Origin of the sequence: Lactiplantibacillus paraplantarum (assembly GCF_003641145.1) — a bacterium.
Classification (GTDB): Bacteria; Bacillota; Bacilli; order Lactobacillales; family Lactobacillaceae; genus Lactiplantibacillus; species Lactiplantibacillus paraplantarum.
Genome location: NZ_CP032744.1, coordinates 1,400,396 through 1,426,472 on the forward strand (window position 1 = coordinate 1,400,396; position 26,077 = coordinate 1,426,472).

18 protein-coding genes and 1 pseudogene are annotated in these 26,077 nt (G+C 45.3%); 18 read left to right on the forward strand and 1 reads right to left on the reverse strand.

What is annotated here, in order from left to right:
- Positions 1 to 399: 399 nt before the first annotated feature.
- Complete coding sequence (gene rpmB / locus LP667_RS06755) at positions 400 to 585, reverse strand: 50S ribosomal protein L28 (RefSeq protein ID WP_021731649.1); 186 nt, start codon at positions 583 to 585, stop codon at positions 400 to 402.
- A gap of 235 nt (positions 586 to 820) precedes the next feature.
- Here rpmB and LP667_RS06760 point away from each other — a divergent pair, with 235 nt between their 5' ends.
- From LP667_RS06760 to LP667_RS06845, 18 genes and pseudogenes are all read left to right on the forward strand, one after another.
- The gene (locus tag LP667_RS06760) at positions 821 to 1,183 is read left to right on the forward strand and encodes an Asp23/Gls24 family envelope stress response protein (RefSeq protein WP_003638623.1); all 363 of its coding nucleotides are present in this window, start codon (positions 821 to 823) and stop codon (positions 1,181 to 1,183) included.
- A 36-nt stretch (positions 1,184 to 1,219) separates the two neighbouring features.
- Positions 1,220 to 2,926, forward strand: a complete 1,707-nt coding sequence (locus LP667_RS06765) for a DAK2 domain-containing protein (protein WP_021731648.1) — start codon at positions 1,220 to 1,222, stop codon at positions 2,924 to 2,926.
- 142 nt (positions 2,927 to 3,068) lie between these two features.
- On the forward strand, positions 3,069 to 5,108 hold the full coding sequence (recG, locus tag LP667_RS06770) for an ATP-dependent DNA helicase RecG (protein WP_021731647.1): 2,040 nt from the start codon (positions 3,069 to 3,071) through the stop codon (positions 5,106 to 5,108).
- 41 nt (positions 5,109 to 5,149) lie between these two features.
- A complete protein-coding gene (gene plsX / locus LP667_RS06775) occupies positions 5,150 to 6,196 on the forward strand; it encodes a phosphate acyltransferase PlsX (RefSeq protein WP_021731646.1) in 1,047 nt (348 codons plus the stop codon).
- Positions 6,197 to 6,234: 38 nt separating this feature from the next.
- Entirely contained in the window at positions 6,235 to 6,480 is a 246-nt protein-coding gene (acpP, locus tag LP667_RS06780) for an acyl carrier protein (protein ID WP_003640376.1), read from the forward strand.
- A 441-nt stretch (positions 6,481 to 6,921) separates the two neighbouring features.
- Positions 6,922 to 7,617 (forward strand): ribonuclease III, encoded by a 696-nt coding sequence (rnc, locus tag LP667_RS06785; RefSeq protein WP_021731643.1) that lies wholly within the window; start codon positions 6,922 to 6,924, stop codon positions 7,615 to 7,617.
- A gap of 30 nt (positions 7,618 to 7,647) precedes the next feature.
- Entirely contained in the window at positions 7,648 to 11,205 is a 3,558-nt protein-coding gene (gene smc / locus LP667_RS06790; protein ID WP_021731642.1) for a chromosome segregation protein SMC, read from the forward strand.
- Positions 11,206 to 11,223: 18 nt separating this feature from the next.
- On the forward strand, positions 11,224 to 12,768 hold the full coding sequence (gene ftsY, locus LP667_RS06795; protein WP_021731641.1) for a signal recognition particle-docking protein FtsY: 1,545 nt from the start codon (positions 11,224 to 11,226) through the stop codon (positions 12,766 to 12,768).
- Between the two features lie 178 nt (positions 12,769 to 12,946).
- Positions 12,947 to 13,294: a putative DNA-binding protein gene (locus tag LP667_RS06800; RefSeq protein ID WP_021731640.1), complete on the forward strand. Its 348-nt coding sequence runs from the start codon at positions 12,947 to 12,949 to the stop codon at positions 13,292 to 13,294.
- A gap of 22 nt (positions 13,295 to 13,316) precedes the next feature.
- On the forward strand, positions 13,317 to 14,771 hold the full coding sequence (gene ffh, locus LP667_RS06805) for a signal recognition particle protein (protein WP_021731639.1): 1,455 nt from the start codon (positions 13,317 to 13,319) through the stop codon (positions 14,769 to 14,771).
- Positions 14,772 to 14,867: 96 nt separating this feature from the next.
- The gene (gene rpsP / locus LP667_RS06810; protein ID WP_003638633.1) at positions 14,868 to 15,140 is read left to right on the forward strand and encodes a 30S ribosomal protein S16; all 273 of its coding nucleotides are present in this window, start codon (positions 14,868 to 14,870) and stop codon (positions 15,138 to 15,140) included.
- Between the two features lie 17 nt (positions 15,141 to 15,157).
- Complete coding sequence (gene khpA, locus LP667_RS06815; RefSeq protein WP_021731638.1) at positions 15,158 to 15,415, forward strand: RNA-binding protein KhpA; 258 nt, start codon at positions 15,158 to 15,160, stop codon at positions 15,413 to 15,415.
- A 113-nt stretch (positions 15,416 to 15,528) separates the two neighbouring features.
- Positions 15,529 to 16,053: a ribosome maturation factor RimM gene (rimM, locus tag LP667_RS06820; RefSeq protein ID WP_021731637.1), complete on the forward strand. Its 525-nt coding sequence runs from the start codon at positions 15,529 to 15,531 to the stop codon at positions 16,051 to 16,053.
- Positions 16,053 to 16,793 (forward strand): tRNA (guanosine(37)-N1)-methyltransferase TrmD, encoded by a 741-nt coding sequence (gene trmD, locus LP667_RS06825; RefSeq protein WP_021731636.1) that lies wholly within the window; start codon positions 16,053 to 16,055, stop codon positions 16,791 to 16,793. Before rimM ends, trmD begins: the two co-directional genes overlap by 1 nt.
- 157 nt (positions 16,794 to 16,950) lie before the next feature.
- Complete coding sequence (gene rplS, locus LP667_RS06830; protein WP_003640385.1) at positions 16,951 to 17,307, forward strand: 50S ribosomal protein L19; 357 nt, start codon at positions 16,951 to 16,953, stop codon at positions 17,305 to 17,307.
- Positions 17,308 to 17,793: 486 nt separating this feature from the next.
- Complete coding sequence (locus LP667_RS06835; RefSeq protein WP_021731635.1) at positions 17,794 to 18,114, forward strand: bacteriocin immunity family protein; 321 nt, start codon at positions 17,794 to 17,796, stop codon at positions 18,112 to 18,114.
- Positions 18,115 to 18,872: 758 nt separating this feature from the next.
- Positions 18,873 to 25,573 (forward strand): annotated as a pseudogene (locus LP667_RS17365) (mucin-binding protein).
- 21 nt (positions 25,574 to 25,594) lie between these two features.
- Positions 25,595 to 26,068: a hypothetical protein gene (locus LP667_RS06845; RefSeq protein ID WP_021731401.1), complete on the forward strand. Its 474-nt coding sequence runs from the start codon at positions 25,595 to 25,597 to the stop codon at positions 26,066 to 26,068.
- Positions 26,069 to 26,077: the final 9 nt, after the last annotated feature.

Genomic DNA, 26,077 nt, shown 5'->3' on the forward strand with positions numbered 1-26,077 from the left:
TTTTAATATCCAAATACAGGCTTTGAAAAGTCGGTTGCATGGTGGATAAGTAGCCACTTAACTAGGTACAGTTGGGCAATCAATCGGTTGACGTAGCTAAGCGTTAGATTATTCAATCAGAAGCTGAGTGCATTCAGGCCAGCCGGGTGCTGTCGATTCCGACTGGCGATTGGGCAAAATGCGGGAGTTACGTCAATCTATACTGAATCATCTTATTTTCAGTGGACTTGAACTGGCTGCTTTTGAGCTATGTTTAGCACACTTTAATCACGATGTGGGCCCAAATAATTAGCACAGCACGCGCATTGATTATAAACTTTATAAAAAGTTAGCGAGAAATTAGTAATTTTAGGCAACAAAAAACGCCAGCCACAAAAAATGTGCTGGCGATTTGCTGCGCTAAACGCGCGTAACTTTACCTGATTTCAAAGTCCGAGCTGAAACCCAAACCTTCTTTGGTTTACCATCAACTAAAATGCGAACTTTTTGCAAGTTAACTTTCCAGCTGCGGCGGCTGTGGTTTAAAGCGTGAGAACGCGTGTTACCAAAGTGCGTCCGCTTGCCTGTAACGTAGTCTTTTGCCATGTTGATCTGCCTCCTTCGGTAATTCATTGATAAAAGGTCGTCTTTATCATTCACTAGAATAATTTATCATAGATTAATAAAGGTTGCAATACATTTCTATCAAGTAATTTTACTTTACTGCTAAATTCCGAGTTTCCGGGCTTCTATTAACCAGTCGCTTAATTTTTCTTTCAAGAGTGGTTGTGCTATGATAAACTATCGTAAATGAACGCGTTAAAACAAGGAGGCTATTTTCATGGCTGTCAAAATCAAAACGCAATTTGGAACTATTGATATTGATAATGATGTTATCGCGACGGTCGTTGGTGGCGCTGCAACGGATAACTATGGAGTTGTTGGTATGGCAAGTCGTAACCAGATCCGTGATAATGTTAATGAAATTTTACGCCGCGAAAACTATGCGCGCGGTGTGGTTGTTCGCCAAGAAGATAATGGGGTAGCTATTGATGTCAACATTATCGTCAGTTATGGGACCAAAATTTCAGAAGTCTCACGCAATGTCCAAGCCAAGGTCAAATATAACTTACAAAACATGCTTGGCGTTACGGCCAATTCGGTCAACGTCATTGTCCAAGGTGTCCGGGTAATGAACGACTAAATTGAAGTTGGTGGAAGCCAAGGAGGAATTTTGAAATTGAAAATCACCACGATTACTAATCTTGAATTTGGCAAAATGGTGCAGGCTGCGTCACAAAAGCTGAACCAACGTGCCGAATTTATTAATTCTTTGAATGTCTTTCCGGTACCAGATGGTGATACCGGGACTAATATGAGTCTATCGATGGCCAGCGGTGCCAAGTACGAACGTGAAGAAACCAGTACGAACGTGGGCGACTTAGCGTCAGCTTTAGCCAAGGGTCTCTTAATGGGGGCCCGGGGAAATTCTGGGGTGATCTTGTCACAGATTTTTCGGGGCTTCTCAAAGGCCGTTGCGGATAAGGACGTTTTAACTGCCAATGATTTGGCAGCAGCCCTCGCAGCAGGGGCTCAGACTGCTTATAAGGCCGTTATGAAGCCAACTGAAGGAACTATTCTGACTGTGATCCGTAAAGCTGCTGGTGCCGGTAAGGAGGCCGTTAAAACGACCGACGATATTTGTGAAGTCATGGATGCCGTTGTCGTTGCTGCGGAAGCTGCTTTAAAATCGACCCCCGATTTATTACCAGTGTTGAAACAAGTCGGGGTCGTTGATTCCGGTGGCCAGGGACTGACTTTTGTGTTAGAAGCCTTTAGTGACTCATTAAGTGGTAAGGTCGATGAATCACAAGACTACGTTCCTGATGATGCAGAAATGGATTCGATGATCGATGCTGCTCATCATCAAAGTGTTCAAGGTCAGTTAGACCCGAATGACATCAAGTATGGCTACTGTACTGAAATTATGGTACGAATCGGCGATGGTAAGTTAGTTGATCACAAGTTTGATTACGAGACGTTTTACAATTACTTAGCACAACTAGGCGATTCACTACTAGTGATTAATGATGATGAAATTGTAAAGGTTCACGTGCATACGGAGCATCCGGGTGATGTCATGACGTGGGGCCAACGTTTTGGTGCGTTAATTAAAGTTAAAGTCGATAATATGCGCCTACAACAAGAAACCATCATGGAACACGATCAAGAAAGTGAAGCACAAGCTGCCGCCGAACCAACTTTGCCTTCACAACCACAAGTTGATATGCACGGCTACGCCATCATCTCGGTTTCATCGGGTGAGGGTATTGGTAAGCTGTTCAAAGGCTTAGGCGTGACTGATATCATTGCTGGTGGTCAAACGATGAACCCTAGTACGGCGGATATCGTTAAGGCCGTCAATGACAGTGGTGCCAAGCAAGCGTTAGTATTGCCGAACAACAAAAATATCTTCTTGGCGGCTGAACAAGCTGCAGAAGTTGCCGATGTCCCGGTTAAAATCATTCATAGTCAAACGATTTCACAAGGTATGACTGCGATGTTGGCGTTCAATGCTGAAGCTGGCTTGGATGATAATCAAGCGGCAATGGAGGAAACCTTGAGCACAGTCGTTAGTGGTCAAGTGACGCATGCCGTTCGCGATACGACAATCGATGGCCTGGAAATCAAGAAAGATGATTATATGGGCTTAGTTGATGGTAAAATCGTGATTACGAACCCTGATCGTGATACGGCTACTTTGGATATGGTGAAGGCCATGCTTGACGAAGATAGCGAATTAGTGACGATTATTTACGGTAAGGATGCGACACAGGCTGATGCTGACCATTTGGCAGCTAAGGTTCAAGAACTGGATGATGAATTAGAAATTGAAATTCATGAAGGTGACCAACCAGTCTATCCATTCCTTGTTTCAGTTGAATAAAACTAACCGTTAAAAATAGGGCTTAGCAGTGATGCTGGGGCCTGTTTTTGTACGGCCGGATACTTCTTGCGGGCTTGAACGGATTTTTTGGTATAATTGATACAAGTAAAAGCAATGACTTTAGAAAGGGCGGTGGTCAGACATGGGACAACAATTGAGTGACGCGGTTGCAACGTTAAGTGGTGTCGGCCCAGCCCGCCAAAAAGGATTAGCAGAGCTTGGGATCAATACGATTGCAGATTTATTGACGTATTATCCCTTTCGCTACGAAGATCTACAGGTCAAAGATGTTAATGAGATTGCGGATCAGGAAAAGGTGACGTTAAAAGGGACGGTGGCTTCGGAACCGGTTTTGGCACGGTTTGGTCGCAAAAAGAACCGGTTGAACTTTCGTCTGTTAATTGACCATGACGTCTACATGGTGACCTTTTTTAATCAACCATACTTAATGAAACAGATCGAGACGGGGCAAGATTTAGCTGTTTATGGCAAGTGGGATGCCACACGAAGTAGTTTGACGGGAATGAAAATTATTAATCCGAATAATGCCGATTCGGCGTTTGGCTCAATCTATCCGGCTAGTAAGACTGTCAAGCAAGGCACGATTCAGAAAATGGTAAAACAAGCTTATGAACTTTATGCACCGGTTATTACGGATATTGTGCCAGCTGAATTACGAGCGAAATACCGACTATTACCGCGACGTCAAATGATCCACGATATGCATTTTCCAGCTAGCCAGGCGGATTCAACGGCTGCACGGCGCTCGGCAACGTATGAAGAATTCTTACTGTTTCAAATGCAAATGCAAGCTTTGAAGCAAACCGATGCGACCACTAATGGTATTGCGATCACTTATGATAATGAACGGCTAAAAGCCTTTATTAAAACATTGCCGTTTGAGTTGACCCGTGCCCAAAAACGGGTCGTTAATGAGATTTGCTTGGACTTAAAGTCACCCAAGCATATGAATCGTTTGCTTCAAGGTGACGTGGGATCCGGTAAAACAATCGTGGCGGCCATCGTTATGTATGCGGCGATTACGGCCGGGTATCAGGCGGCGTTGATGGCACCAACTGAAATCTTGGCCGAACAACACGCTGATAATTTAGCACAAGTCTTTGCCGACACGGATGTCAACGTCGCGCTGTTAACGGGTGCGACCAAGCCGGCTGCCCGCAAAACATTGTTAGCAGCACTGGCTGCTGGTGAAATCAACCTATTGATTGGCACGCACGCTCTGATCCAGGACGGGGTGGCTTATGCCAATTTGGGATTAGTCATAACTGATGAACAGCACCGTTTCGGTGTCAATCAACGGGCGGCTTTTCGCCAAAAAGGCGGACAGCCAGATACGTTGGCCATGACGGCGACCCCGATTCCGAGGACGTTAGCAATTACGGCGTATGGCGAAATGGATGTTTCTGAAATCGATGAATTGCCGGCAGGTCGGCAACCAATCCAAACCACGTGGGTGCGGAGCAATCAAGCCAATTCGGCGTTAAGCTTTGTCCATCAACAGATTGATAATGGTTCCCAAGCCTACGTCGTGACACCATTGATTGAAGAATCAGAAACGTTAGATGTTAAAAACGCTGAAGCCCTGTCAGCTAATTTACAAGAGTATTTTGGGACTAGTGTCAAAGTTGGGCTGTTGCATGGCCGTATGAAACCTGAGGAAAAAGACACGGTCATGGCGGCCTTTAAAGCGGGTGACATTCAGTTGCTCGTCTCGACGACAGTTATCGAAGTCGGGGTCGATGTTAAAAATGCCACGATTATGATGATCTATGATGCTGATCGTTTTGGCTTGGCCCAACTGCATCAATTGCGTGGGCGGGTTGGCCGGGGCACCAAAGCATCATACTGTATTTTGGTGGCCGACCCTAAGAATCAGCAGGGGATTGAACGGATGCAGATTATGACACAAACGACTAATGGGTTTGTTCTGGCGCAAAAAGACTTAGAATTACGTGGTGCCGGTGATGTGTTAGGGGTCAAACAATCGGGGATGCCAGAATTTAAAGTGGGTGACCCAATTGCGGATTTAACGGTTCTGCAAGTTGCCCAGCAGGATGCCCACGCAATCGTGCAGCAACCGGATTGGCAAAGTCAACCGAATAATCAAGCTTTGGCAGCTTATTTAAGCCAGAAACTAGCCGCAGTTGGCACGCTCGATTAACAAACTAAATAAAGTACCGTGATGAGAGGAATGGTGACACAATGATTAAAATTGCGATTGATGCCATGGGTGGCGATTACGCCCCTAATGCTGTGATCGAGGGGGTCGAACAGGCTCGTGATTTATTTGAGGATACGGTCTTTTTGTTATACGGCCAACGTGACGTGATCAACGCACAACTGAAGAATCGGGATCGGATCCAAATTATTAATGCTGATGAAGTCATTACCATGGAAGATGAACCAGTGCGAGCTGTGCGGCGTAAGAAGCATTCATCAATCGTGATGGCAGCCCAGGCCGTCAAGGATGGTCAGGCAGATGCCTTCTTTTCTGCAGGTAATTCGGGAGCCGTACTTGCGGCTGGACTATTTATCGTGGGGCGAATCAAGGGCATCGACCGGCCGGGGTTAGTGACTGTTTTACCAGTTGTTCGTAATGCCAACCAGTCTAATTTTGTGATGATGGATATTGGTGCTAATGCGGATAGCAAGCCGTTGAACTTGCAACAATACGGGGTGTTAGGGACGTATTATGCGGAACGGATGATGCAGGCCAAGCAGCCGCGAGTGGCACTGCTCAATAATGGGACCGAAGATGATAAGGGCAATAAAGTGCATAAGGCGGCTTTTGAACTCTTGTCGCAGACGGATGGTATCAACTTTATTGGTAATGTTGAGTCGCGTGACTTGTTGAACGGGGTCGCTGACGTCGTGGTGACCGATGGCTTTACGGGAAACGCCGTCTTAAAGAGTATTGAAGGGACAGCCCGTTCAATGCTGGGGTTAGTTAAGGATGCCGTCTATAACACGGGCATTAGTGGTAAACTCGGGGGCCTACTACTCAAGAGCGGCTTTAATGATATTCGCTCACAAATGGACTACTCCCAGTACGGAGGGGCCGTACTACTTGGTTTGAAAGCGCCGGTCATTAAGACGCACGGTTCCAGTAAAGCGCCTACGATTGTGAACACCATTCGGCAAATTCGTCAGATGGTCAGCACGGATATTGTACCAGGCGTTGCGGAATATTTCGCAAATCAACAGGCTAATCAGCAAGCAAGTGTAGACATTCCTGCTGAAAACGATTAGAATACTCTAGTGAATTCAAGTTAGTGAGGGATCTTTACATGACGAAAGAAGAAATTTTCGATAAAATTGCGGATATCATTGCTGATCGGTTTGAAGTTGATAAAGCAACGATTACCAACGAAATGAACTTGCAAACCGATTTGGATGCTGATTCCATCGATTTTGTTGAGTTTGTACTGGAATTAGAAGACACCTTTGGTAGCGAAATCTCAGACGAAGATGCCGAAAAATTGTCAACGGTCGGCGAAGTTGTCGATTATGTGGCAGCGCACCAAGCAAAATAAACAAATGAGTCATCAAAAACAGGTAGCCGATGTGGTTACCTGTTTTTGGTTGGAATCGTTGTCGTAGTAGCAATATCATTGTTATTGACCACTAAATCATAGTATAATGTTATGATATGCAATGTGTGACGGGTTGTTTTACTGATTGCTCCATGAATCATTATTTAAAAGCGTCCTGAGTTTGGTCTTCTACAGTATCGCTTTAAAATGTGGGCGGCCAGTATTTAAAACGTGGGCTGTGGCTTGAATTTGTGTCCATCATGTTCCGGCAATTGGCAGAAACATCTGTGGACCTCAGCTGGTTATTTTTGACGTCAGACTTTGGCCGCTTAAATAATGATTCATGCTGAGCTAGATCATAAACACCGCCGGTAACAGATTGTGATAATTGGCGGCTCTAATAGCGCTAACCAACAAGGTGATAACGAAAGGAAGTTTCAAATGATTACAGAATTAGCCGCAATGTTAAAGGAACGTTTTGGCATTGTCTTTAATGATCCCGATTTACTGGCCGAGGCGTTTACACAAGCCTCATATGTCAATGAACATCAGGATCAACAATTGAAATATTACGAACGGGTCGAATTTTTGGGGGATGCCGTCTTGGAGTTAGTGGTGTCCGAATATTTATACAAACGTTATAAAGACATGCCCCAAGGTAAGTTGACTCGTTTACGGGCCGCGATGGTTTGCGAAGAGAGCTTCGCTAGTTTTGCCCGTGAATGTGACTTTCCTCAATACATCCGCTTAGGCAAGGGTGAACAAAAAGCCCATGCGTGGGAACGAGATTCACTTCTATGTGACATTTTTGAGTCGTTTGTCGGGGCTTTGTACTTAGACCAAGGACGTGAACCTGTCTTGAAGTTTGTTCATCAAGTGATTTTTCCTAAATTGGATGAAGGCCGTTTTGATGGCGTGTTTGATTATAAGACGACCTTACAAGAATATTTGCAACGTGATGGTGATGTCGCCATTGACTATCAGTTAATCGAACAAGATGGCCCAGCTAACGAGCGCTCATATGAGATCGCCGTACTTGCCGATGGTCAAAAGATTGGTGAGGGTTGGGGCCATTCGAAGAAGGAAGCCGAACAGAGTGCTGCACGGCAAGCCTATTCACAATTACAGCAAGAGTAACCATTAATAATTACAGGAAGTTTGTGTCGAATGCAACTTAAATCATTAGAAATCAGCGGATTTAAATCTTTTGCTGATAAAACCAAAATTGATTTTCAAGCCGGAATGACGGGAATTGTCGGCCCAAACGGTAGTGGTAAGAGTAACATTATTGAAGCTATTCGCTGGGTCCTTGGAGAACAGGCGGTCAAAAGTTTACGTGGAACCAAGATGACTGACGTGATTTTTGCCGGCTCGGCTAACCGAAAACCGTTGAATATGGCTAAAGTCACCATTACATTTGATAATAGTGACCACTTTTTACCCTTAGATTATGCGGAAGTTAGTATTACACGAAAACTCTTTCGCAACGGTGACAGTGATTATTTAATTAATAATCAGAGTTGCCGGCTGAAAGATATTACGAATTTGATGATTGATACGGGACTTGGAAAAGACTCGTTTTCAGTGATTTCTCAAGGCCGCGTTGAGGCGGTCTTTAATGCCAAACCAGAAGATCGACGCAGTATTATTGAAGACGTCGCTGGGGTTTTAAAGTACAAAAAGGATAAGTTCACAACTGAGAATAAATTAGCGGAAACGACGGATTATTTAGACCGGGTGAACGATATTATTGCGGAGTTGAGTCAGCAAAAGGGACCGTTGGAAGAACAGGCGAGTCTTGCCCGGGATTATCAAGATCAAAAACAAAAATTTGATTATTTGGACCGTTCGCGGCTCGTTAAGAAGTTGACGATTGCTCGAGATCAGTTGCAGGGTGTCAATGAAAAGTTAGCTAGTGCCAAAGCGTTAGTGGCTAAATATCAGCAACAAGTTGATGCGGGTGCGACTAAGCTGGCTAATTTGAAAACCCAACAGACGGCTCAATTAAAGCAAAAAGATCAGCTGGCAGCGCAAAATCTTGAGTTAACTAAGACGATCGAAAATACGCAAGGCCAACAAGGGGTTGATGCTGAGCGGCGGCAAAACCAGCAGTCTGAGCAGGAACGGTTAACAGCTAGTTTGACCGCAACTGAGCAACAGATTGTGACGCAAACCGAGCAACAAGCTCAATTACGACAAACCTTATCTGAGCAGCAGGCCCAAGTTAAGGCAGTCAAAGCACAAGTCGGAGAATTAACAACGGCGACGAGTGCAGCCGGTCGTCAGCAGTTGGCCGATGAGCTGGAAAAACTACGCAATGCTTATATTGATGAAAAACAAGTTCAGGCTGAACTGAATAACGAAGCGAAGAACTTAGTTAAACAACATCAACAGTCTGGCAGTCAGAGCACGGCGTTAGCAGAACGGTTAGCACAGGCGCAAGCTAATCTAAAACGGGTGCAGACGACCGTTGACGTGCATAATCGGGAGCAACGTGATTTAGAAAATCAAGTCAATCAACAACAAACAACATTAACGGCTCAGCAAGCTCAAGTTAAGACGAATGCGGAACAGATCGATGAGCAACAGCAGCGCTGGTTAGATGCAGCGGGACTAATGCAACGTGAGAAGTCACGCTTAGAAGCTTTACAAGCTGTTCAGGAACGCTACACGAACTTCTATGCGGGTGTCCGGATGGTCCTGCAACATCGCCAGCAGTTTAGTGGTGTCGCCGGGGCTGTTTCCGAACTCTTGACTGTCCCTGACCGTTACACTAAGGCGGTTGAGGTTGCGTTGGGGGGCCAGTTGCAAAATATTGTTTGTGATACGCAACAGACGGCCAAAACCGTGGTCAATTTCTTAAAACAAAATCACGCTGGCCGGGCGACGTTTTTACCGATCGAGCGGATGACGGCGCGACAACTGCCCGTTAATACTGAGCACGACTTATTACAACAACCCGGGGTGTTAGGTGTTGCCAGTGAATTGGTCGATTGTGAGCCCAAAATTATGGCTATCAAACGTTATTTATTGGGAACAACGGCAATTGTTGACACGTTAGATCATGCGATGGCAATTTCACGGAGTCGCCGGTTTCGGTGCAAGTTAGTGACCGTTGATGGTGAAACGATTGCGGCTAGTGGGGCCATTACTGGTGGTGCCACGCGGCATGATGATAATGGGCTTCTCCAGCAACAACAGTCCGCTGAAAAAATTGCGGCGAATGTTGAACAGATGCAATCTGAATTGGTGACCTATGAGCAAGGTCTGGCCAATCTAAAAAAAGCCAACCAAGATTTAATGGTTCAGGTCGAAACTAGCCGTCAACAATTGAGCGATCTCAAGGACCACCTCAGCCAGGTGCAGGCGCAATTACAAGCTGCTCAGAGTGAACAAACTCAGTTAAGTCGTCAAGTTAAAGCTTTAACCTATGAACAGCAACAAACGCAGGCTGATGATAGCTATGAGGATTTAGTGGCTCGTAATCAGCAAGCTCAAGCGGCCAATGCGGCTAAGCTAAAAGATTATCAAGCGCAAATGCAGACTGTTCAACAGCAACAAACTGATTATGAAAGCTATCAACAGACACAGGCGGCGAAGTTACAAGCACAACGGGAACAATTGATTACGCTGCAGGAGCACGTTAAACAAACGCAACGACAATTAGAACAGTGTACGGTTTCTTTCACGCAAGCTGAGCAGACAAAAAAGCAAACGCAAGCGGATTTAACGGCCATTCAAACGACATTAGCTAGTCAGCAAATGTCGGTCGCGGAGCGTGAAACGGTCTTGAAAACGGCTAAGGCTAAACAAACTGAGGTTGAACAACAACGGGCGGCTTGTGAACACCAGCTGGCAACGATCAATGATCAGGTTGAAGAATTGTCAAACCAGCAAGTTCGCTTGCAACAACTAGCTGCGGCTGCAACTGACGACTACCGGCGTTTGGAATTAAGTCAAACGAAATTGACCGGTGAAGTCGACCATGCGACCGCGGACTTAGCTGAAAAGTATCAGCTGACAGTTGCGGCAGCTCAGGCCGATGTTAGTGACTTAGCGTTGCCAGCAATTACAGAGCAGTTGAAACTACTCAAACGAGGCTTGGATGAGATTGGAACGGTCAACTTAGGTGCAATCGAGGAGTTTGAACGGGTCAAGGAACGCTTCGACTTTTTAAATAATCAAGCAGCCGACCTAAAGGAAGCTAAGGAACACTTGTTACAAACCATGGCAGACTTGGATACAACCGTCGCGACGCGTTTTAAAACGGCGTTTGATCAAGTAGCCGCGGAGTTTAGTACGATTTTTGAGCAGATGTTTGGTGGCGGTAAGGCTGAATTGATTTTAACCGATCCGGAACACTTACTGACGAGTGGTGTCGATATTATGGCCCAGCCACCTGGTAAGAAGTTCCAGCGGTTAAGTCTGTTGTCCGGTGGTGAACGAGCGTTAACGGCCATTACGTTATTGTTTGCGATTCTAGCAGTGCGGCCCGTGCCGTTCAGCATTTTGGATGAAGCCGAAGCTGCGTTAGACGATGCCAACGTGGACCGTTTCAGTCAGTATTTGAATGACTTTCAAACGGGGACGCAGTTTGTGATCATTACCCACCGAAAAGGGACCATGATGCACGCTGATGTGCTTTACGGGGTCACCATGGAAGAATCGGGCGTCTCCAAGATGGTTTCCGTCTCCTTGGCGGACTTGAAAGAGGAACAGAAATAATTAAAGGAAGTGTTGAAGATGGGACTATTTAGTCGGTTAAAAAAAGCGTTTAGTCTACCAGAATCAGATGATGCTCAAACAACATCAGCTGCTAGTGACGCGTCGGCAGCAACGAGTCAAGCTAGTACGTCGGTCAGTGATGATCGGGCCCCTTCGTCACAACAGTCAGCTCGGTCGGATGTCGCAACAACTGAATCAACTGCCACACCGGTGTCCAGTACAGCCGTAAGCGAAACGACGAGTACTGCGGACGAACCAGCTACAGTAACACCAGCGGCTACTAGTGAAGCCCCGGCTGATAGCATGGCAGCGGTAACCGCGCAACCTGATTCGCAAGCACCAATGCAATCAGCGACGGTGTCGGAAGCACCACTCACGGCCAGTGCAATGGTTGCCCAGTCACTAGCTGCATTAAGTGCGAGTGCGGCACAAGTTAGTCAAGCGGCCGCGAGCGAAGGGGCGTTAACGACTAAGTCTGATGCAGCAGTTGAAGGCAACGCAATGTCAGAATCAGTGGCCAGTACGGCGCCAGCAGTCAAGTCATCAGCGCCAACAGAGACGGCTGCGACTGAATCGGCCGCACCGACTGTTAATGCGGCTGATTCGGAAGTGACTGAGCCGGAAGTGACTGAAGCCGAACGTTATGATGAAGGACTGAAGAAGTCACGGAAGACGTTTGGCGATCGGATCAACGCCTTCTTGGCTAATTTCCGTCACGTTGATGAGACGTTTTTCGATGACTTAGAAGATACGTTGATCGAATCTGATGTGGGTTATGAGACCGCCATGCGGATCAGTGACGAGCTACGTGACGAAGTTAAATTAAAGAACGCGAAGAGCAAGAAAGAAATTTCAAGCGTCATCGTCGAAAAATTGGTTGATATGTACGGCGAAGCTGGTGAGGGTGAGGATAACTCAATTCACATGGCTAAGAGTGGCCCAACCGTCATTTTATTTGTCGGGGTCAACGGTGCAGGTAAGACAACCACAATCGGTAAGATGGCGAACATGTACAAGCAGCAAGGCAAGAAGGTCTTGTTGGCGGCTTGTGATACGTTTAGAGCTGGTGCAATCCAGCAGTTGCAAGTCTGGGGCCAACGAGACGGGGTTGACGTGGTCGCTAAGGCCGAAAAGAGCGATCCGGCAGCTGTGTGCTTTGACGCGGTTAAGAAGGCTAAGGCCGAAGATTACGACGTGCTCTTTGTGGATACCGCTGGTCGGTTGCAAAATAAGGTTAACTTGATGAATGAATTGGAAAAAATCAAGCGGGTCATCACGCGTGAAATCCCAGATGCACCACATGAGGTCTTACTGGTGTTGGATGCAACGACCGGGCAAAATGCGTTAAATCAGGCAAAACTGTTTAAACAATCAACGGATGTTAGTGGGATTGTGTTAACAAAGCTTGATGGTACGGCACGTGGTGGGATCGTCTTGGCCATTCGTAACGAGTTGCATCTCGCCGTGAAGTACGTTGGTTTGGGTGAAAAAGTTACTGATTTACGGCCGTTCAATGCCAATGACTTTGTCTATGGTTTATTTAAAGACATTATCACGGGTTAAATCGGTTGGTGATGGTGTTTAAACTGCAAGCTAGTTAACGAAATGGTAATTGTTCTCCGCGTGAGAATGATTACCATTTATTTTTGTCTGAAATGGCGACTGATAGTTGACGAATGCCGATAAAATCGGTACTCTTATTTAGTGTGTAGTCTGTGATGATAAGCGTGAGGAGTCCCACATGGAAATTGAGAAAAATTATCGAATCAATTCGTTATTTGAGTTTTACGAACCACTATTAACAAATAAGCAAAAATCATATATTCAATTGTACTACGCTGACGACTATTCCTTAGGTGAGATTGCGGCAGAATTTTCAGTTTCGCGCCAGGCCGTCTATGATAATATCAAGCGGACTGAAAAGATTTTAGAAGGTTACGAGACTAAGCTGCATCTTTATCACGACTTTGTGGAACGTAATCACGAAGTTGACGCGATCTCTGACTATATTAATCAAAATTACCATGGGGACACTCAGTTAATTAAGATGATTCAACAACTAGTCAACTTGGAAGCTGACTCAGAATAATAATAAAGGTTAGGTGACACTAATGGCATTTGAAGGCCTAACGGAACGTTTACAAAAAGCAATGACCAATTTACGGCGCAAGGGGAAGATCTCGGAAAGTGATCTTCGAGCAACCATGCGTGAAATTCGGTTAGCATTACTAGAAGCCGACGTTAACTTTACGGTGGTTAAGGATTTTGTTAAAACGGTTCGTGAACGCGCACTCGGCGCAAAGGTGCTGGAAGGTTTAAATCCAGCCCAACAAATTGTTAAGATCGTTGATGAAGAGTTAACGAAAACGATGGGTGAAAAGGCGGTTCCACTGAACAAATCGCCGAAGATTCCAACCGTCATCATGATGGCTGGTCTACAAGGGGCCGGGAAAACGACAACGGTCGGGAAATTGGCCCTCAAGTTAAAGAACGAACAGAACGCGCGGCCATTAATGATTGCGGCCGACGTCTACCGGCCAGCTGCGATTGAACAATTGCAACAGGTTGGTCGCCAAATCGATGTTCCAGTCTTTCAATTAGGGACCGATGTTGATCCTGTTGAGATCGTTCGTCAAGGGATGGTCCAAGCTCAGGAAAATCATAATGATTACGTGTTCATCGATACGGCTGGTCGACTCCAAATTGATGAACAACTGATGAACGAGTTGGCTAATATTAAGGATTTAGTGCATCCAGATGAAATCCTGTTAGTGATCGATGCGATGACTGGTCAAAACGCCGTTAATACGGCGGAAGGCTTTAATGATAAGCTGGACGTGACTGGGGTCGTCTTGACGAAGTTAGATGGCGATACTCGTGGTGGGGCCGCACTATCAATTCGGGCCGTCACTGGAAAGCCAATTAAGTTTGTTGGTCAGGGTGAAAAGATGACCGATCTGGATGTCTTCCATCCTGATCGTATGGCGGATCGAATTCTTGGCATGGGTGACATGTTAACGCTGATCGAAAAGGCGCAACAGCAATATGATGAAAAACAAGCCGAAGAGATGAACCTGAAGATTCAGGAAAACACCTTTGACTTCAATGACTTTATCGATCAATTGGATCAAGTCGACAAGATGGGGAATATGGAAGATATCATGAAGATGATTCCAGGGATGGCGAATAATCCTGCTATGAAGAATCTCAACATGGATCCTAAAGATATTGCCCACATTCGAGCAATTGTTTACTCAATGACCAATGCCGAAAAAGCAGATCCAGATCTCTTGAATCCTTCACGGCGGCGACGGATTGCGGCTGGTTCTGGCCGGCCAATTCATGAAGTCAATCGGATGATTAAGCAATTCAATCAGACCAAAAAGATGATGAATCAGATGTCCAAGGGGAACTTTGCCGGTATGGAAGGCCTCATGGGCGGTGCCAATGGTGGTGGCGGTATCGGTGGCAAGATGCAGCAAATGGCCATGAAGCGAATGGTTCGTCAAACTAAGAAGAAAAAACAAAAGCGCTTAGCCAAAGCAATGCGGCGTCGCAAACGCTAATTTATAAGTTTTTTTAGCCTGTCAAGAAAAAGTCCTTTACAAGCTATTGATTTACTGGTATATTATTACCTGTTAAAGAATTCGGGAGGTGTTTAAATGTCAGTCAAGATTCGTCTAAAGCGGATGGGTTCTAAGAAAAATCCATTTTACCGGATTGTTGTCGCAGATTCACGTTCACCACGTGATGGTCGTTTTATCGCCCAAGTCGGCACATACAACCCACTTACAGAACCAGCCCAAGTTAAACTTGAAGAGGAAGATATCCTCGGTTGGTTGAACAATGGTGCCCAACCTTCAGATACGGTTAAGAATATCTTATCCAAGGCCGGTATCATGAAGAAGTACCACGAAGCTAAGTTCACTAAATAATAAAGCGGTAATAGATCATGGCAGATATTAAAGCTTTAATCACCACGATTGTCACCCCGTTAGTTCAATATCCAGATGATATTAAAGTTGATTTTAAGGAAACCACACGGTACCTTGAATACAACTTAACGGTTAACCCCGAAGATATCGGCCGGGTCATTGGCCGGCAGGGACGAGTTGCTTCGGCAATTCGGACAGTCGTGTATAGTGTCCGAGTTTCAGGACCTAAACGTGTCCGACTTACGATCGAAGACGGACAACAAAAAAACTCTTGAGCGAAGCAGTGATGTTTTGTTTAAGAGTTTTTTTATATCCTACGAGGCTTTTTAAGCCGAACGGATTTACAGAATAATTAATAATAATCGAGAGAATTAAGAGGAGGTAAATAATGGATTACTATCGTGTTGGAACCTTAGTTAATACCCACGGTATCCGTGGTGAGGTGAAAGTTGTCGTTGTAACTGATTTTCCTGAAGAACGTTTTAAGGTCGGGCAACAGTTGATCTTATTTAAATCGCCAGATGCCACTATGGGTGGTGTCACTGTTACGATCACAAAGTCACGTGAGCAAAAAGGCCTATACTTTTTGACTTTTAAAGGGTTCGATAACATTAATGATGTTGAACGTTATAAAGGCTGGACAATTAAGGTGCCTGCTGAAGCCTTACATGACCTACCAGCGGGTGAGTATTATTATCATCAGATCGTTGGCCTACAAGTTGTAACAACCGCTGACGAGCCACTGGGGACCATCAAAGAGATCTTGTCACCGGGAGCTAATGATGTTTGGGTCGTTCAGCGTGAACATGGTCAGAGTGACGTCTTGCTGCCTAAGATTCCGCAAGTTATTAAAAACGTTGACCTAGCTACGGGTGTGGTGACCGTTGAACTAATGGAAGGGTTGATTGATTAATGCAAATCGACATTTTGAGCCTGTTTCCGGAGATGTTTGCTGGTCCACTTCATGAGTCGATGATTGGCAACGCTATTGAAAATGATGTCATCAACGTAGATGTTACCAATTTTCGCGATTTCACGACCGACAAGCATAATCATGTTGATGATTATCCGTATGGTGGTGGTGCGGGCATGTTGCTGCAACCACAGCCAATTTTTGATGCGTTGGCCAGTGTTCAAGCGAAGCATTCAGCAGCAGGACGAGTCATCTTACTGGATCCGGCGGGAGTGCAGTTCAATCAACACGTTGCCGAAGACTTTGCCGGAGAAGAACACCTGACCTTTATTTGTGGTCACTATGAAGGTTATGATGAACGTATCCGTTCGCTAGTGACCGATGAAGTTTCTTTAGGTGATTACGTTTTAACGGGCGGTGAACTGGGCGCGATGGTCATGATTGATGCCACCGTGCGGTTATTACCAGGCGTACTCGGAAATGCGGAATCAGCGCCTGGCGATTCTTTTTCGAGTGGACTCTTGGAGTATCCGCAATATACGCGTCCCGCCGATTTTCGTGGCATGAAGGTGCCGGATATCTTATTGAGTGGTGATCATGGGAAAATTGATGATTGGCGTTTGGAACAGGCGCTCAAACGGACTTACGAGCGCCGTCCTGATATGCTAACGGGATTAACGTTGTCTGGGAAAGCGCAGCAAATGTTAGCTGATATAAAGGCGGACGAGCCGGAAGCGTGAATTTTTATGTTGACTGGGATTAGTTAGCCAACAAGTATTCAAAAAAACTTGCATGCCGGTCCTTGAATATGGTATTCTATTTATTGGCTATTGTGCCCATTAACGATGTTCCGCTGACCAGGTTGTCACGAATGTCGGCGAAAGGAAGAAATACATTATGCGTCAAAACCAATTGATCGAAAAGATCACCAATGAACAACTTCGGACGGATATCCCTGATTTCCGTGCTGGAGATACAGTTCGTGTTCATGCACGAGTTGTTGAAGGTACTCGCGAACGGATCCAATTATTTGAAGGTGTTGTTATCAAGCGCCATGGTTCCGGTATCAGCGAAACTTATACTGTTCGTAAGATCAGTAACGGTGTTGGTGTGGAACGGACATTTCCATTACACACACCACGCGTTGCCGCAATTGATGTCGTTCGTCAAGGTCGCGTACGTCGTGCCAAGTTATACTACTTACGTAACTTACATGGTAAGGCTGCTCGGATCCCAGAACGTCGTCGTGGCTAAATCACAACGTCAACAATTATTAGTCGCGGCTTAGGTCGGGCTGATAATGAGAAGGCTAGTTAATCACATTTAGTGGTTGGCTAGCTTTTTTTGTTGCTTGTTAGCTGGCGTCCGGTCATTGCACCGATTACTAGTAAGTTTCAGAAGCATCAGGCCCGAAGCCGTGATTTGCTTCATAACTCAACTAGCTAACGATTTTTCTAGCAATTACCGTTTTAAAGTATTATCCTGTTGATACGAAATAGAGACAATGCTTAGCGTGATTATCAAGGCCTTAACTTGCTTTGAATCGGTCCAAATAAAGACCGCTTGAATTCTTCATGGGGGCGTCGTTAAATGAAACTGATATTTGATCTAATCGTCGAATAATATCAAGTTTAAGCAGATTGCGAGCGTTGTTTGCGAAATCACTAAAATAGTTGCAAGATTGATGTATGGGGATTAGTTCAATAGTATTATAAAATAAGGGAAAGTTAGGTGCAGTCGGTGTTTAAACATGCGGGGAAGCATCAAGTCGATGAACAGGCGTTATTGAGTCAATTATATGATTTTGTCCTCGAGGTCAGTATTACTGACCGGGAGCGTAAGATTGGTTTGATGGCTAAGGCCGACTTGGAGCGCAATCGGTATTCAATTGCCGTACTGAATAAATTAGTAGTCAGTTTTCAGATGGAGGCACTGCGCAACAAGGGTCTGTCACCGGCTGCTTCAAAGTTTTACGATCAAATGTATCCAATCCTGATTGCTGCGAAACCGATTGGCACTAATCTAGGTTATATTGGCATGCATAGCACCTATTTGGATTGAGCCGGAACGTTTAATGATTTTCAATGCAGTTAAAAGTTGTGATGCGAGGATGTTTGATGGGCCTACGTGGCAACTGATAGATGAACTTTAGACTTCTGAGGTGGCAACTTAATTAGATCCTTCGTCAAGTAGCAACGAATAATCTTTGAAACTAGTTAAACGTAAACACAATTAACACGATCAAAATAGACGATTAAAACTCCTTTGAAATTGTTCAAGGGAGTTTTTAGTTGCCTAAAAGGACTAGCCCTAGGGACTGCCCTGTAGTTTTTGAAGTAATTGACAACTTTGATTGGTCAAAATGTAACTAAATGCGTGAATACGATTTTGATCGTAATTAGATTAACGGTGAGTGGATACTTATAAAAGTGCTGTTGCTTATTAAATCAGTTACTAATAGCTGCTTAACGTGAAGCGAACAGTATACATTGTTTAATACTTAACGAATCAGTAGAGTAGTCAATAAAACTTGAAGAATGATGACCGATAATCCTATTATATCAATAAAACTAAGCTTGTTTATAGCGTCAACTAATACTGCAATCAAATAATTTTAAAAATAAATTTGTATATTTAGCGTAGTGCACTTGTTATTTCCACTTGTTTAAACGTATACTGATGATTGAAGGGGTCAATTAAGTGACGGCTTTATGATTAATGCAATTATTTCAACATTAACGATATGTGTTAATTTTTAACTTAATTAATCTATCTGTCTTATAGCTATCTATATATATTTGAACTTTGGAGGTAGAAGCATGCGGAATCGTTTTAGTAGACTGGGACTTGAAAGTAAGTCCCATTATAAACTTTATAAATCAGGACGACGCTGGGTAGCCGCTGGTATAACCGTATTTTCTGTTGGAGTAGGCTTGACTTTTAGCCAAGTTGAGCAAGCCAAGGCTGCAACTGATACTAGTACTGATGAGGCTGAAAATAGCACTAATGTAAGCTCCAACGCAACCACTGCAACTAAAAATACCGTGGTACTAAAATCAAGTGGTACGGCGACGACCACCACTACTGATACTAAAGATACGACGGCGACGACTGCGGCCGCAAAGGCAACTACTTCAAGCGTTGCAGCTTCCAGTACGGCTGTCTCCAGTGCGGCCACTTCTAGTACTGCCGCCTCAAGTACAGTTACAGCAAGTACAACTGTCTCCAGTGCGGCCACTTCTAGTACCGCTACCTCAAGTGCAGTTAAAGCAAGTACAACTGTCTCAAGTGCCACTACTTCCAGCACCGCTGCCTCGAAGGCAATTACAGCAAGTACAATTGTCGCCAGTGCAGCGACTGCAAACACGACTGCGTCAAGTACAGCTACCAAGTCAATCGACACTGATTCAACTTCAACAACGACGCTAAAGACTGCCACCAGCGCAAATTATAGCGTTGATAGTCAAGGCACGAATACGACAAGTTCTTCAGTGGCAAACACGCTTACTAGTGCTGCTACGGCTAGTCAGGAGAGCAATGATACTGGTGCAGCGACAACAACGACTACTTCAGACGCGGTTTCTGGGATCGTTTCAGCGGCCAGCAGTACGACACCAATAACGCGCAGTACGGCTAACAAAGTAATGACGATGCTGGCAACAAAATCGACTATTCAGGCTGTCGCAGCTTTGACAAGTGATGCTGAGGCACAGGCGACAGTGTCATTAGTCACCACGGGGGCCGTGTCGATGTCTTATAGTGATAATGGTGCATCGATTATGAAGTTAGGACAGTATATCAGTTCTCCAGATACGACACCGGACAATGATATTGCATACTACATTCAGGATGCATCTGGCAATTATTTAGAAGATATCAATGGTCAAAAGGTCAACTTACTATATTTGCTTTTCTTAGATGAGGAGCATGTCAACAGTTATTTTGATATTACTTATACAGATAGGCAGGGCCAAGTGACTAATTATGCTGAGGGTACGGATCTTGAGTCACTTAAACAAGCCGGAAACTACGCCATCACACTCAATGCCACCGGTAAAGCAGCGATGAGTGAGGTTATTCAAGGTTATGCGAGCTATTATGATTTATCCGGTGATGTCGATGTCACTGACTATGTGCCAACTTTTTCAACTGGTGCATCAGATTATACATTTACACTTCAAATTTTACCCGCAACCATTAAAGCCACGACGGCTTCAGATGGTCTAGCTATGAATATAGCTACCCAGCCATACACCGGGTCATTGACAATGTTGCCGACGTCGCTGACGGTTAAAGACGGTGCTTCAGTGAATGTACTTCAAATAAAAAATGGTGTAATTAGTCATGCGGAACCGGGTGTTGCGGGTACAGTTGGTCAGACGGTTTTAACATCAGCGGATTTCACCTATACTTATCAAGGGACCGGTACTAATTTGACCGAGGCGGATGTTGGCGTATATACGCTGACCTTGAATGCCGCTGGTCGGGCCGCAATTCAAGCGGCCTTGGGATCTAACTATATTCTTGATGCTGATGCAGTTTTTACCAAACCTACAAATAGGGTTACTGCTGCTGAACTTGGTTTAACAACAGCCAGCGATACCGTTACCTACGATGGCAAAGCCCATGGAACATCAGTATCCGTAACCAGTGGTACCGCCTATGATCAGTTTGACTTTACAACCCCAACTGGGACCAATGTTGGTTCGTATGCAATGACCTATGAGTTAAACGATGCCACGCAAGCAGCCATCCTAGCTAAAAATTACACGGTAACAGCGACAGACGGAACTTTAGTGATCACACCTGAAGATATGACGGTCACGGTTAACGATAGTAATGTTGATTATGATGGTCAGGCGCATGGGACGACGGCCAGTGTTACTAGTGGAACCAACTATGATGATTTAGTATTTACTGCCGTTGCGACGGATGGCAGTGGTGCAACGTCTTATACCAATGCTGGTTCGTATGCAATGACCGGCGCAACGACGGCCGCTGCTGGTAATTACAATATTTCGTACGTCAATGGTACGATAACGATTAACAAGGTAAACGCCAACATCACTATTCCAAGTAAAATCTATTGGAATGATGGTACAGAAAAGAACTTGACGGCGGTCGTTGCTGGGACAGTTAATGGTGAGACTTTGAATTACAGTGTGACAGATGGCTTGAGTGCGGTTGGCACTAAGACAATCACGGCAAATTATGATGCGGCTGATCCGGTAAATCAAAACTATACGATTACAGTCGTTCCTGGCACTTTAACCATTGGCGACATTGCCGTTCAATATCTTTATGAGCATACGGATGCTGCCGGTAAAACCCAAGTCGATAGTACGGCAACTGGCACCGCTACGCATGGTTCAGATGCCATGGCTACTGATTATTTAACCTACAGCACGGCTGAAAAGCCCAAGACAGGTTATACATTAGTTTCTGATGATACTGGGGTAGCACCTAATGGCACGTTAGCTAATAGTGGTGGTACCGTGACGTATATTTATTTAGCAAATACGGAAACGGCAACGGTGGCGTACGTTGACCAAACAACGGGAGCAACGATTAAGACGGAGCCATTACAGGGGGCCTACGGGACAACCGATACTTACACAACGGCCGACAAAATCGCAGCTTACGAGAATGCTGGTTATGAATTAGTGAGCTCAACATTCCCAACGACTGGGGTGGTCTACGATGAAGATGGAACGGTCAAGTCTTACACTGTCACGTTGAAGCATAAGTTCGTGACGGTCACACCGGATAACCCTGGGACGCCCGACCAACCAATTGCTCCCGCCAACCCAGATGGGCCGAAGTATCCAGCCGGAACAACGGCGGCAGATTTGACTACTTCAGTCAGTCAAACGATTAAGTATCAATATCAAAATGGTGACTCTGCTGCCACCGACAATGTTCAAACGGTTACTTTTAAGCGTTCGGCAACTGTCGATGAAGTTGACGGTACGCTGGTCTATACGGCTTGGCTGAATGGGGATTCTACGACTGCCTATTATCCGGCCGTTGCGTCGCCAGTAATTACTGGCTATACAGCCGATAAGCCAAATGTTACTAGTACTGATTCAGTGACAGGAACTGATTTGGATACAGTTGTAATAGTTACTTACAAGGTCAACACTGAAAAAGCCACGGTTGCGTATGTTGATACAACGACCGGACAAACGATTAAGACGGAGCCATTACAGGGGGCCTACGGGACAACTGATACTTACACAACGGCCGACACAATCGCAGCTTACGAGAACGATGGTTATGAATTAGTGAGCTCAACATTCCCAACGGCTGGGGTGGTCTACGATGAAGATGGGACTGTTAAATCCTACACTGTCACGTTGAAGCATAAGTTCGTGACGGTCACACCGGATAACCCCGGGACGCCCGACCAACCAATTGATCCTGCCAACCCAGACGGACCGAAGTATCCAGCCGGAACAACGGCGGCAGATTTGACTACTTCAGTCAGTCAAACGATTAAGTACCAATATCAAAATGGCGACTCTGCTGCCACCGACAATGTCCAGACGATGACTTTTAAGCGTTCGGCAACAATCGATGAAGTCGATGGCACGTTGGTCTATACGGATTGGTTGAATGGGGATTCTACGACTGCCTATTATCCGGCCGTTGCGTCGCCAGTAATTACTGGCTATACAGCCGATAAGCCAAATGTTACTAGTACTGATTCAGTGACAGGAACTGATTTGGATACAGTTGTAATAGTTACTTACAAGGTCAACACTGAAAAAGCCACGGTTGCGTATGTTGATACAACGACCGGTCAAACGCTTTATATAGCAGATGTAAAGGGTGATTATAATACCCAGTCAACTTATCGGACGGCTGAGACGATTGCTAAGTATGTCAAAGCAGGCTATGAGTTAGTAGGCGATAATTATCCGACGAACGGTATCATGTTTGATGAGGATGGGACGGTCAAGTCTTATACGGTAACGTTGAAACATAAGTTGGTCACGGTTACACCGGCTGATCCGGGAACACCGGGCCAACCAATTGATCCTGCCAACCCAGACGGACCGAAGTATCCAGCCGGAACAACGGCGGCAGATTTGACTACTTCAGTTAGTCAAACAATCAAGTACCAGTATCAGAATGGTGCGGTTGCTAGCGCCGACAATGTCAAACAGTGACCTTCAATCGTAACGCAACGATTGATGAAGTTGATAACACGCTGGTCTATACGGCTTGGCAAACTGGTGACGCGGCGACTGGTCGTTATGTAACTGTTATGTCACCAGTAATTACCGGCTATACGGCTGACAAGCCAAGCGTTGCTGGTAACGATGCCGTGGCAAGTACTGATTCTAATACGACTAGCACCGTTACGTATCGTGTTAACACTGAAAAAGCTACGGTAATGTATGTGGACCAAACGACCGGGCAAACGATTAAGACGGAGCCATTACAGGGGGCCTACGGGACAACCGATGCTTACACAACGACTGACACAATCGCAGCTTACGAGAACGATGGTTATGAATTAGTGAGCTCAACATTTCCAACGGCTGGGGTGGTCTACGATGAAGATGGAACGGTCAAATCCTACACTGTCACGTTGAAGCATAAGTTCGTGACGGTCACACCCGATAACCCTGGGACGCCCGACCAACCAATTGATCCCGCCAACCCAGATGGACCGAAATATCCAGCCGGAACAACGGCGGCAGATTTGACTACTTCAGTTAGTCAAACAATCAAGTACCAGTATCAGAATGGTGCGGTTGCTGGCGCCGACAATGTCCAAACAATCACCTTCAATCGGAACGTCACGCTTGATGAAGTCGATGGCACGTTAGTTTATACGGATTGGTTGAATGGGGACGTGGCAACTACTGGTAGCTATAACACGGTGGCCTCATCAGTGCTTACTGGTTATACGGCCGATAAGACGAGTATTGCTGGTAACGATGCCGTGACAAGTACGGCTCAAGATACTACGGTTGTCGTGACGTATACAGCTAATCCAGAAACCGCCACGGTGACATATATTGATGCAACGACTGGTCAAACACTTGATATCAAAACTTTAACTGGCGACTTCAATACTTCATCAGATTACCGGACAACTGATACGATTGCCAATTATATTAAAGTTGGTTATGCCTTAGTAGCTAGTGATTATCCGGCAACGGGTGTCATGTTTGATGAAGATGGGACGGTCAAGACTTATACGGTGACGTTGAAACATAAAATGATGACGGTCACGCCAACTGATCCTGGAACTCCGGGGCAGCCAATTGATCCCGCCAACCCGGATGGACCGAAATATCCAGCAGGGACCACGACACAGGCTTTGACGAAACAAGTTAGTCAAACAATCAAATATCAATATCAGAATGGCGATACCCTTGGCACTAAGAATGTCCAAACAATTACCTTCAATCGTAATGCAACGATTGATGAAGTGGATGGCACACTAGTTTATACGGCTTGGGTGACCGGTAATTCTGAAACTGGTCATTATGAAGCGGTTGATTCGCCAGTGATTACCGGTTATACGGCCGATAAAATGAGTATTGCTGGTAACAATGTGGCCAATACGGCCCAAGATACGACCGAGATTGTGACGTATACGGCTAATTCGGAAACTGCCACAGTCACGTATATTGATACAACGACGGGGCAAATACTCGATGTCGTCACTTTAACCGGTGATTTTGCGACCCAGTCAGCTTATCGCACAACTGACATGATTACCAAGTATGTCAAGAATGGTTATGTATTAGGGCGTGATGAATATCCAGCTTCGGGTGCCACTTTCAATGCTGATGGTGTCGTTCGTAATTATTTCGTCCGCTTAGCACATGCAATTGATTCAACGACAGCGACCAAGACAATTACGCAAACTGTGCATTATCAGAATATGGCTGGCACGCAATTGCATGCGGATACGGTTAGGACCATTACATTTATTCGCGTTAAAACGATTGATAGGGTAACCGGTGAAATTACTTACGGCAACTGGTCAATTAATCAGGCCGGCAACCGGTTTGAGACGGTTGCTGCGATCAGTATTCCTGGCTATCAGCCGACGACAACGGGTACTCAAGTAGTAACGGTTACACCAGGTAGTGCTGATGATGTCCAAACGATTCGTTATGTGGCCGATACACCAGCAACGAGTGAAACACCGAAAACACCTGCGGGGACGATAACGATTAAAACACCGGACAAAGTTAATCCGGGTAAGCCAACACCCCCAAAAACTACCAAGCAGGTTGTTCAAGCAAAGCAACCAGGAAACATTGATCAATCCATTCGAACAGCAATCGCTGATGAAACGACAGTTAAATTAGCCAAATCCGCTAAGACGGTAAAAGCAATGCCAGATCGTAAGTCAACGGCAACGCACAAGCAAGCGCGGTTGCCGCAAACTAATGATGACCGACAAGCCAGCGTAGCGGCCGAGCTACTTGGATTGACCGCAGCAACCTTGTTGGTGGGGCTGGGGGCGCTCCTAAAAAAACATCGTGATTAGCTTTTTAATGGAGGCGTTAATATGACGGCTTTAATTGATATCCGAGGCCAGAAATTTGGTCGCCTGACGGTCATTAAACGTAGTGGGACCGCCACCAATGGTAATGCACTCTGGTTGTGTCAATGCAGTTGTGGTAATACGACAAGCGTAGATTCATACGCATTAAGGCATGGTCGTGCGAAAAGTTGCGGCTGTTTAACACGAGAAAAACGCGCACGTTTAATTCGTCGTAATCCAAAAGCGGTTGCAAGTATGGGGCGATTAAGCAATCTAAAGATTCGTGATCATCACACCGACTTACCATCGAAAATCATGTCTAAGCGCAATAAAAGCGGTGTTATCGGCGTTAGTTGGGACACTAATTCCCAAAGATGGGTGGCGACATTTTTCTACAAAGGCACCTACCTATTACACAAGCCATTTCTTCATTTTGAAGACGCTGTTATTGCACGCCAGACGATGGAAAGGCGTTATTTAAATAAAGAAGTTAACTAATTGGTGTTA

Bases quoted from the DNA above. Each gene is read 5' to 3' on its own strand.
- rpmB (WP_021731649.1), bottom strand. From the start codon at position 585: ATGGCAAAAGACTACGTTACAGGCAAGCGGACGCACTTTGGTAACACG.
- LP667_RS06760 (WP_003638623.1), top strand. From the start codon at position 821: ATGGCTGTCAAAATCAAAACGCAATTTGGAACTATTGATATTGATAAT.
- recG (WP_021731647.1), top strand. From the start codon at position 3,069: ATGGGACAACAATTGAGTGACGCGGTTGCAACGTTAAGTGGTGTCGGC.
- plsX (WP_021731646.1), top strand. From the start codon at position 5,150: ATGATTAAAATTGCGATTGATGCCATGGGTGGCGATTACGCCCCTAAT.
- acpP (WP_003640376.1), top strand. From the start codon at position 6,235: ATGACGAAAGAAGAAATTTTCGATAAAATTGCGGATATCATTGCTGAT.
- rnc (WP_021731643.1), top strand. From the start codon at position 6,922: ATGATTACAGAATTAGCCGCAATGTTAAAGGAACGTTTTGGCATTGTC.
- smc (WP_021731642.1), top strand. From the start codon at position 7,648: ATGCAACTTAAATCATTAGAAATCAGCGGATTTAAATCTTTTGCTGAT.
- ftsY (WP_021731641.1), top strand. From the start codon at position 11,224: ATGGGACTATTTAGTCGGTTAAAAAAAGCGTTTAGTCTACCAGAATCA.
- LP667_RS06800 (WP_021731640.1), top strand. From the start codon at position 12,947: ATGGAAATTGAGAAAAATTATCGAATCAATTCGTTATTTGAGTTTTAC.
- ffh (WP_021731639.1), top strand. From the start codon at position 13,317: ATGGCATTTGAAGGCCTAACGGAACGTTTACAAAAAGCAATGACCAAT.
- rpsP (WP_003638633.1), top strand. From the start codon at position 14,868: ATGTCAGTCAAGATTCGTCTAAAGCGGATGGGTTCTAAGAAAAATCCA.
- khpA (WP_021731638.1), top strand. From the start codon at position 15,158: ATGGCAGATATTAAAGCTTTAATCACCACGATTGTCACCCCGTTAGTT.
- rimM (WP_021731637.1), top strand. From the start codon at position 15,529: ATGGATTACTATCGTGTTGGAACCTTAGTTAATACCCACGGTATCCGT.
- trmD (WP_021731636.1), top strand. From the start codon at position 16,053: ATGCAAATCGACATTTTGAGCCTGTTTCCGGAGATGTTTGCTGGTCCA.
- rplS (WP_003640385.1), top strand. From the start codon at position 16,951: ATGCGTCAAAACCAATTGATCGAAAAGATCACCAATGAACAACTTCGG.
- LP667_RS06845 (WP_021731401.1), top strand. From the start codon at position 25,595: ATGACGGCTTTAATTGATATCCGAGGCCAGAAATTTGGTCGCCTGACG.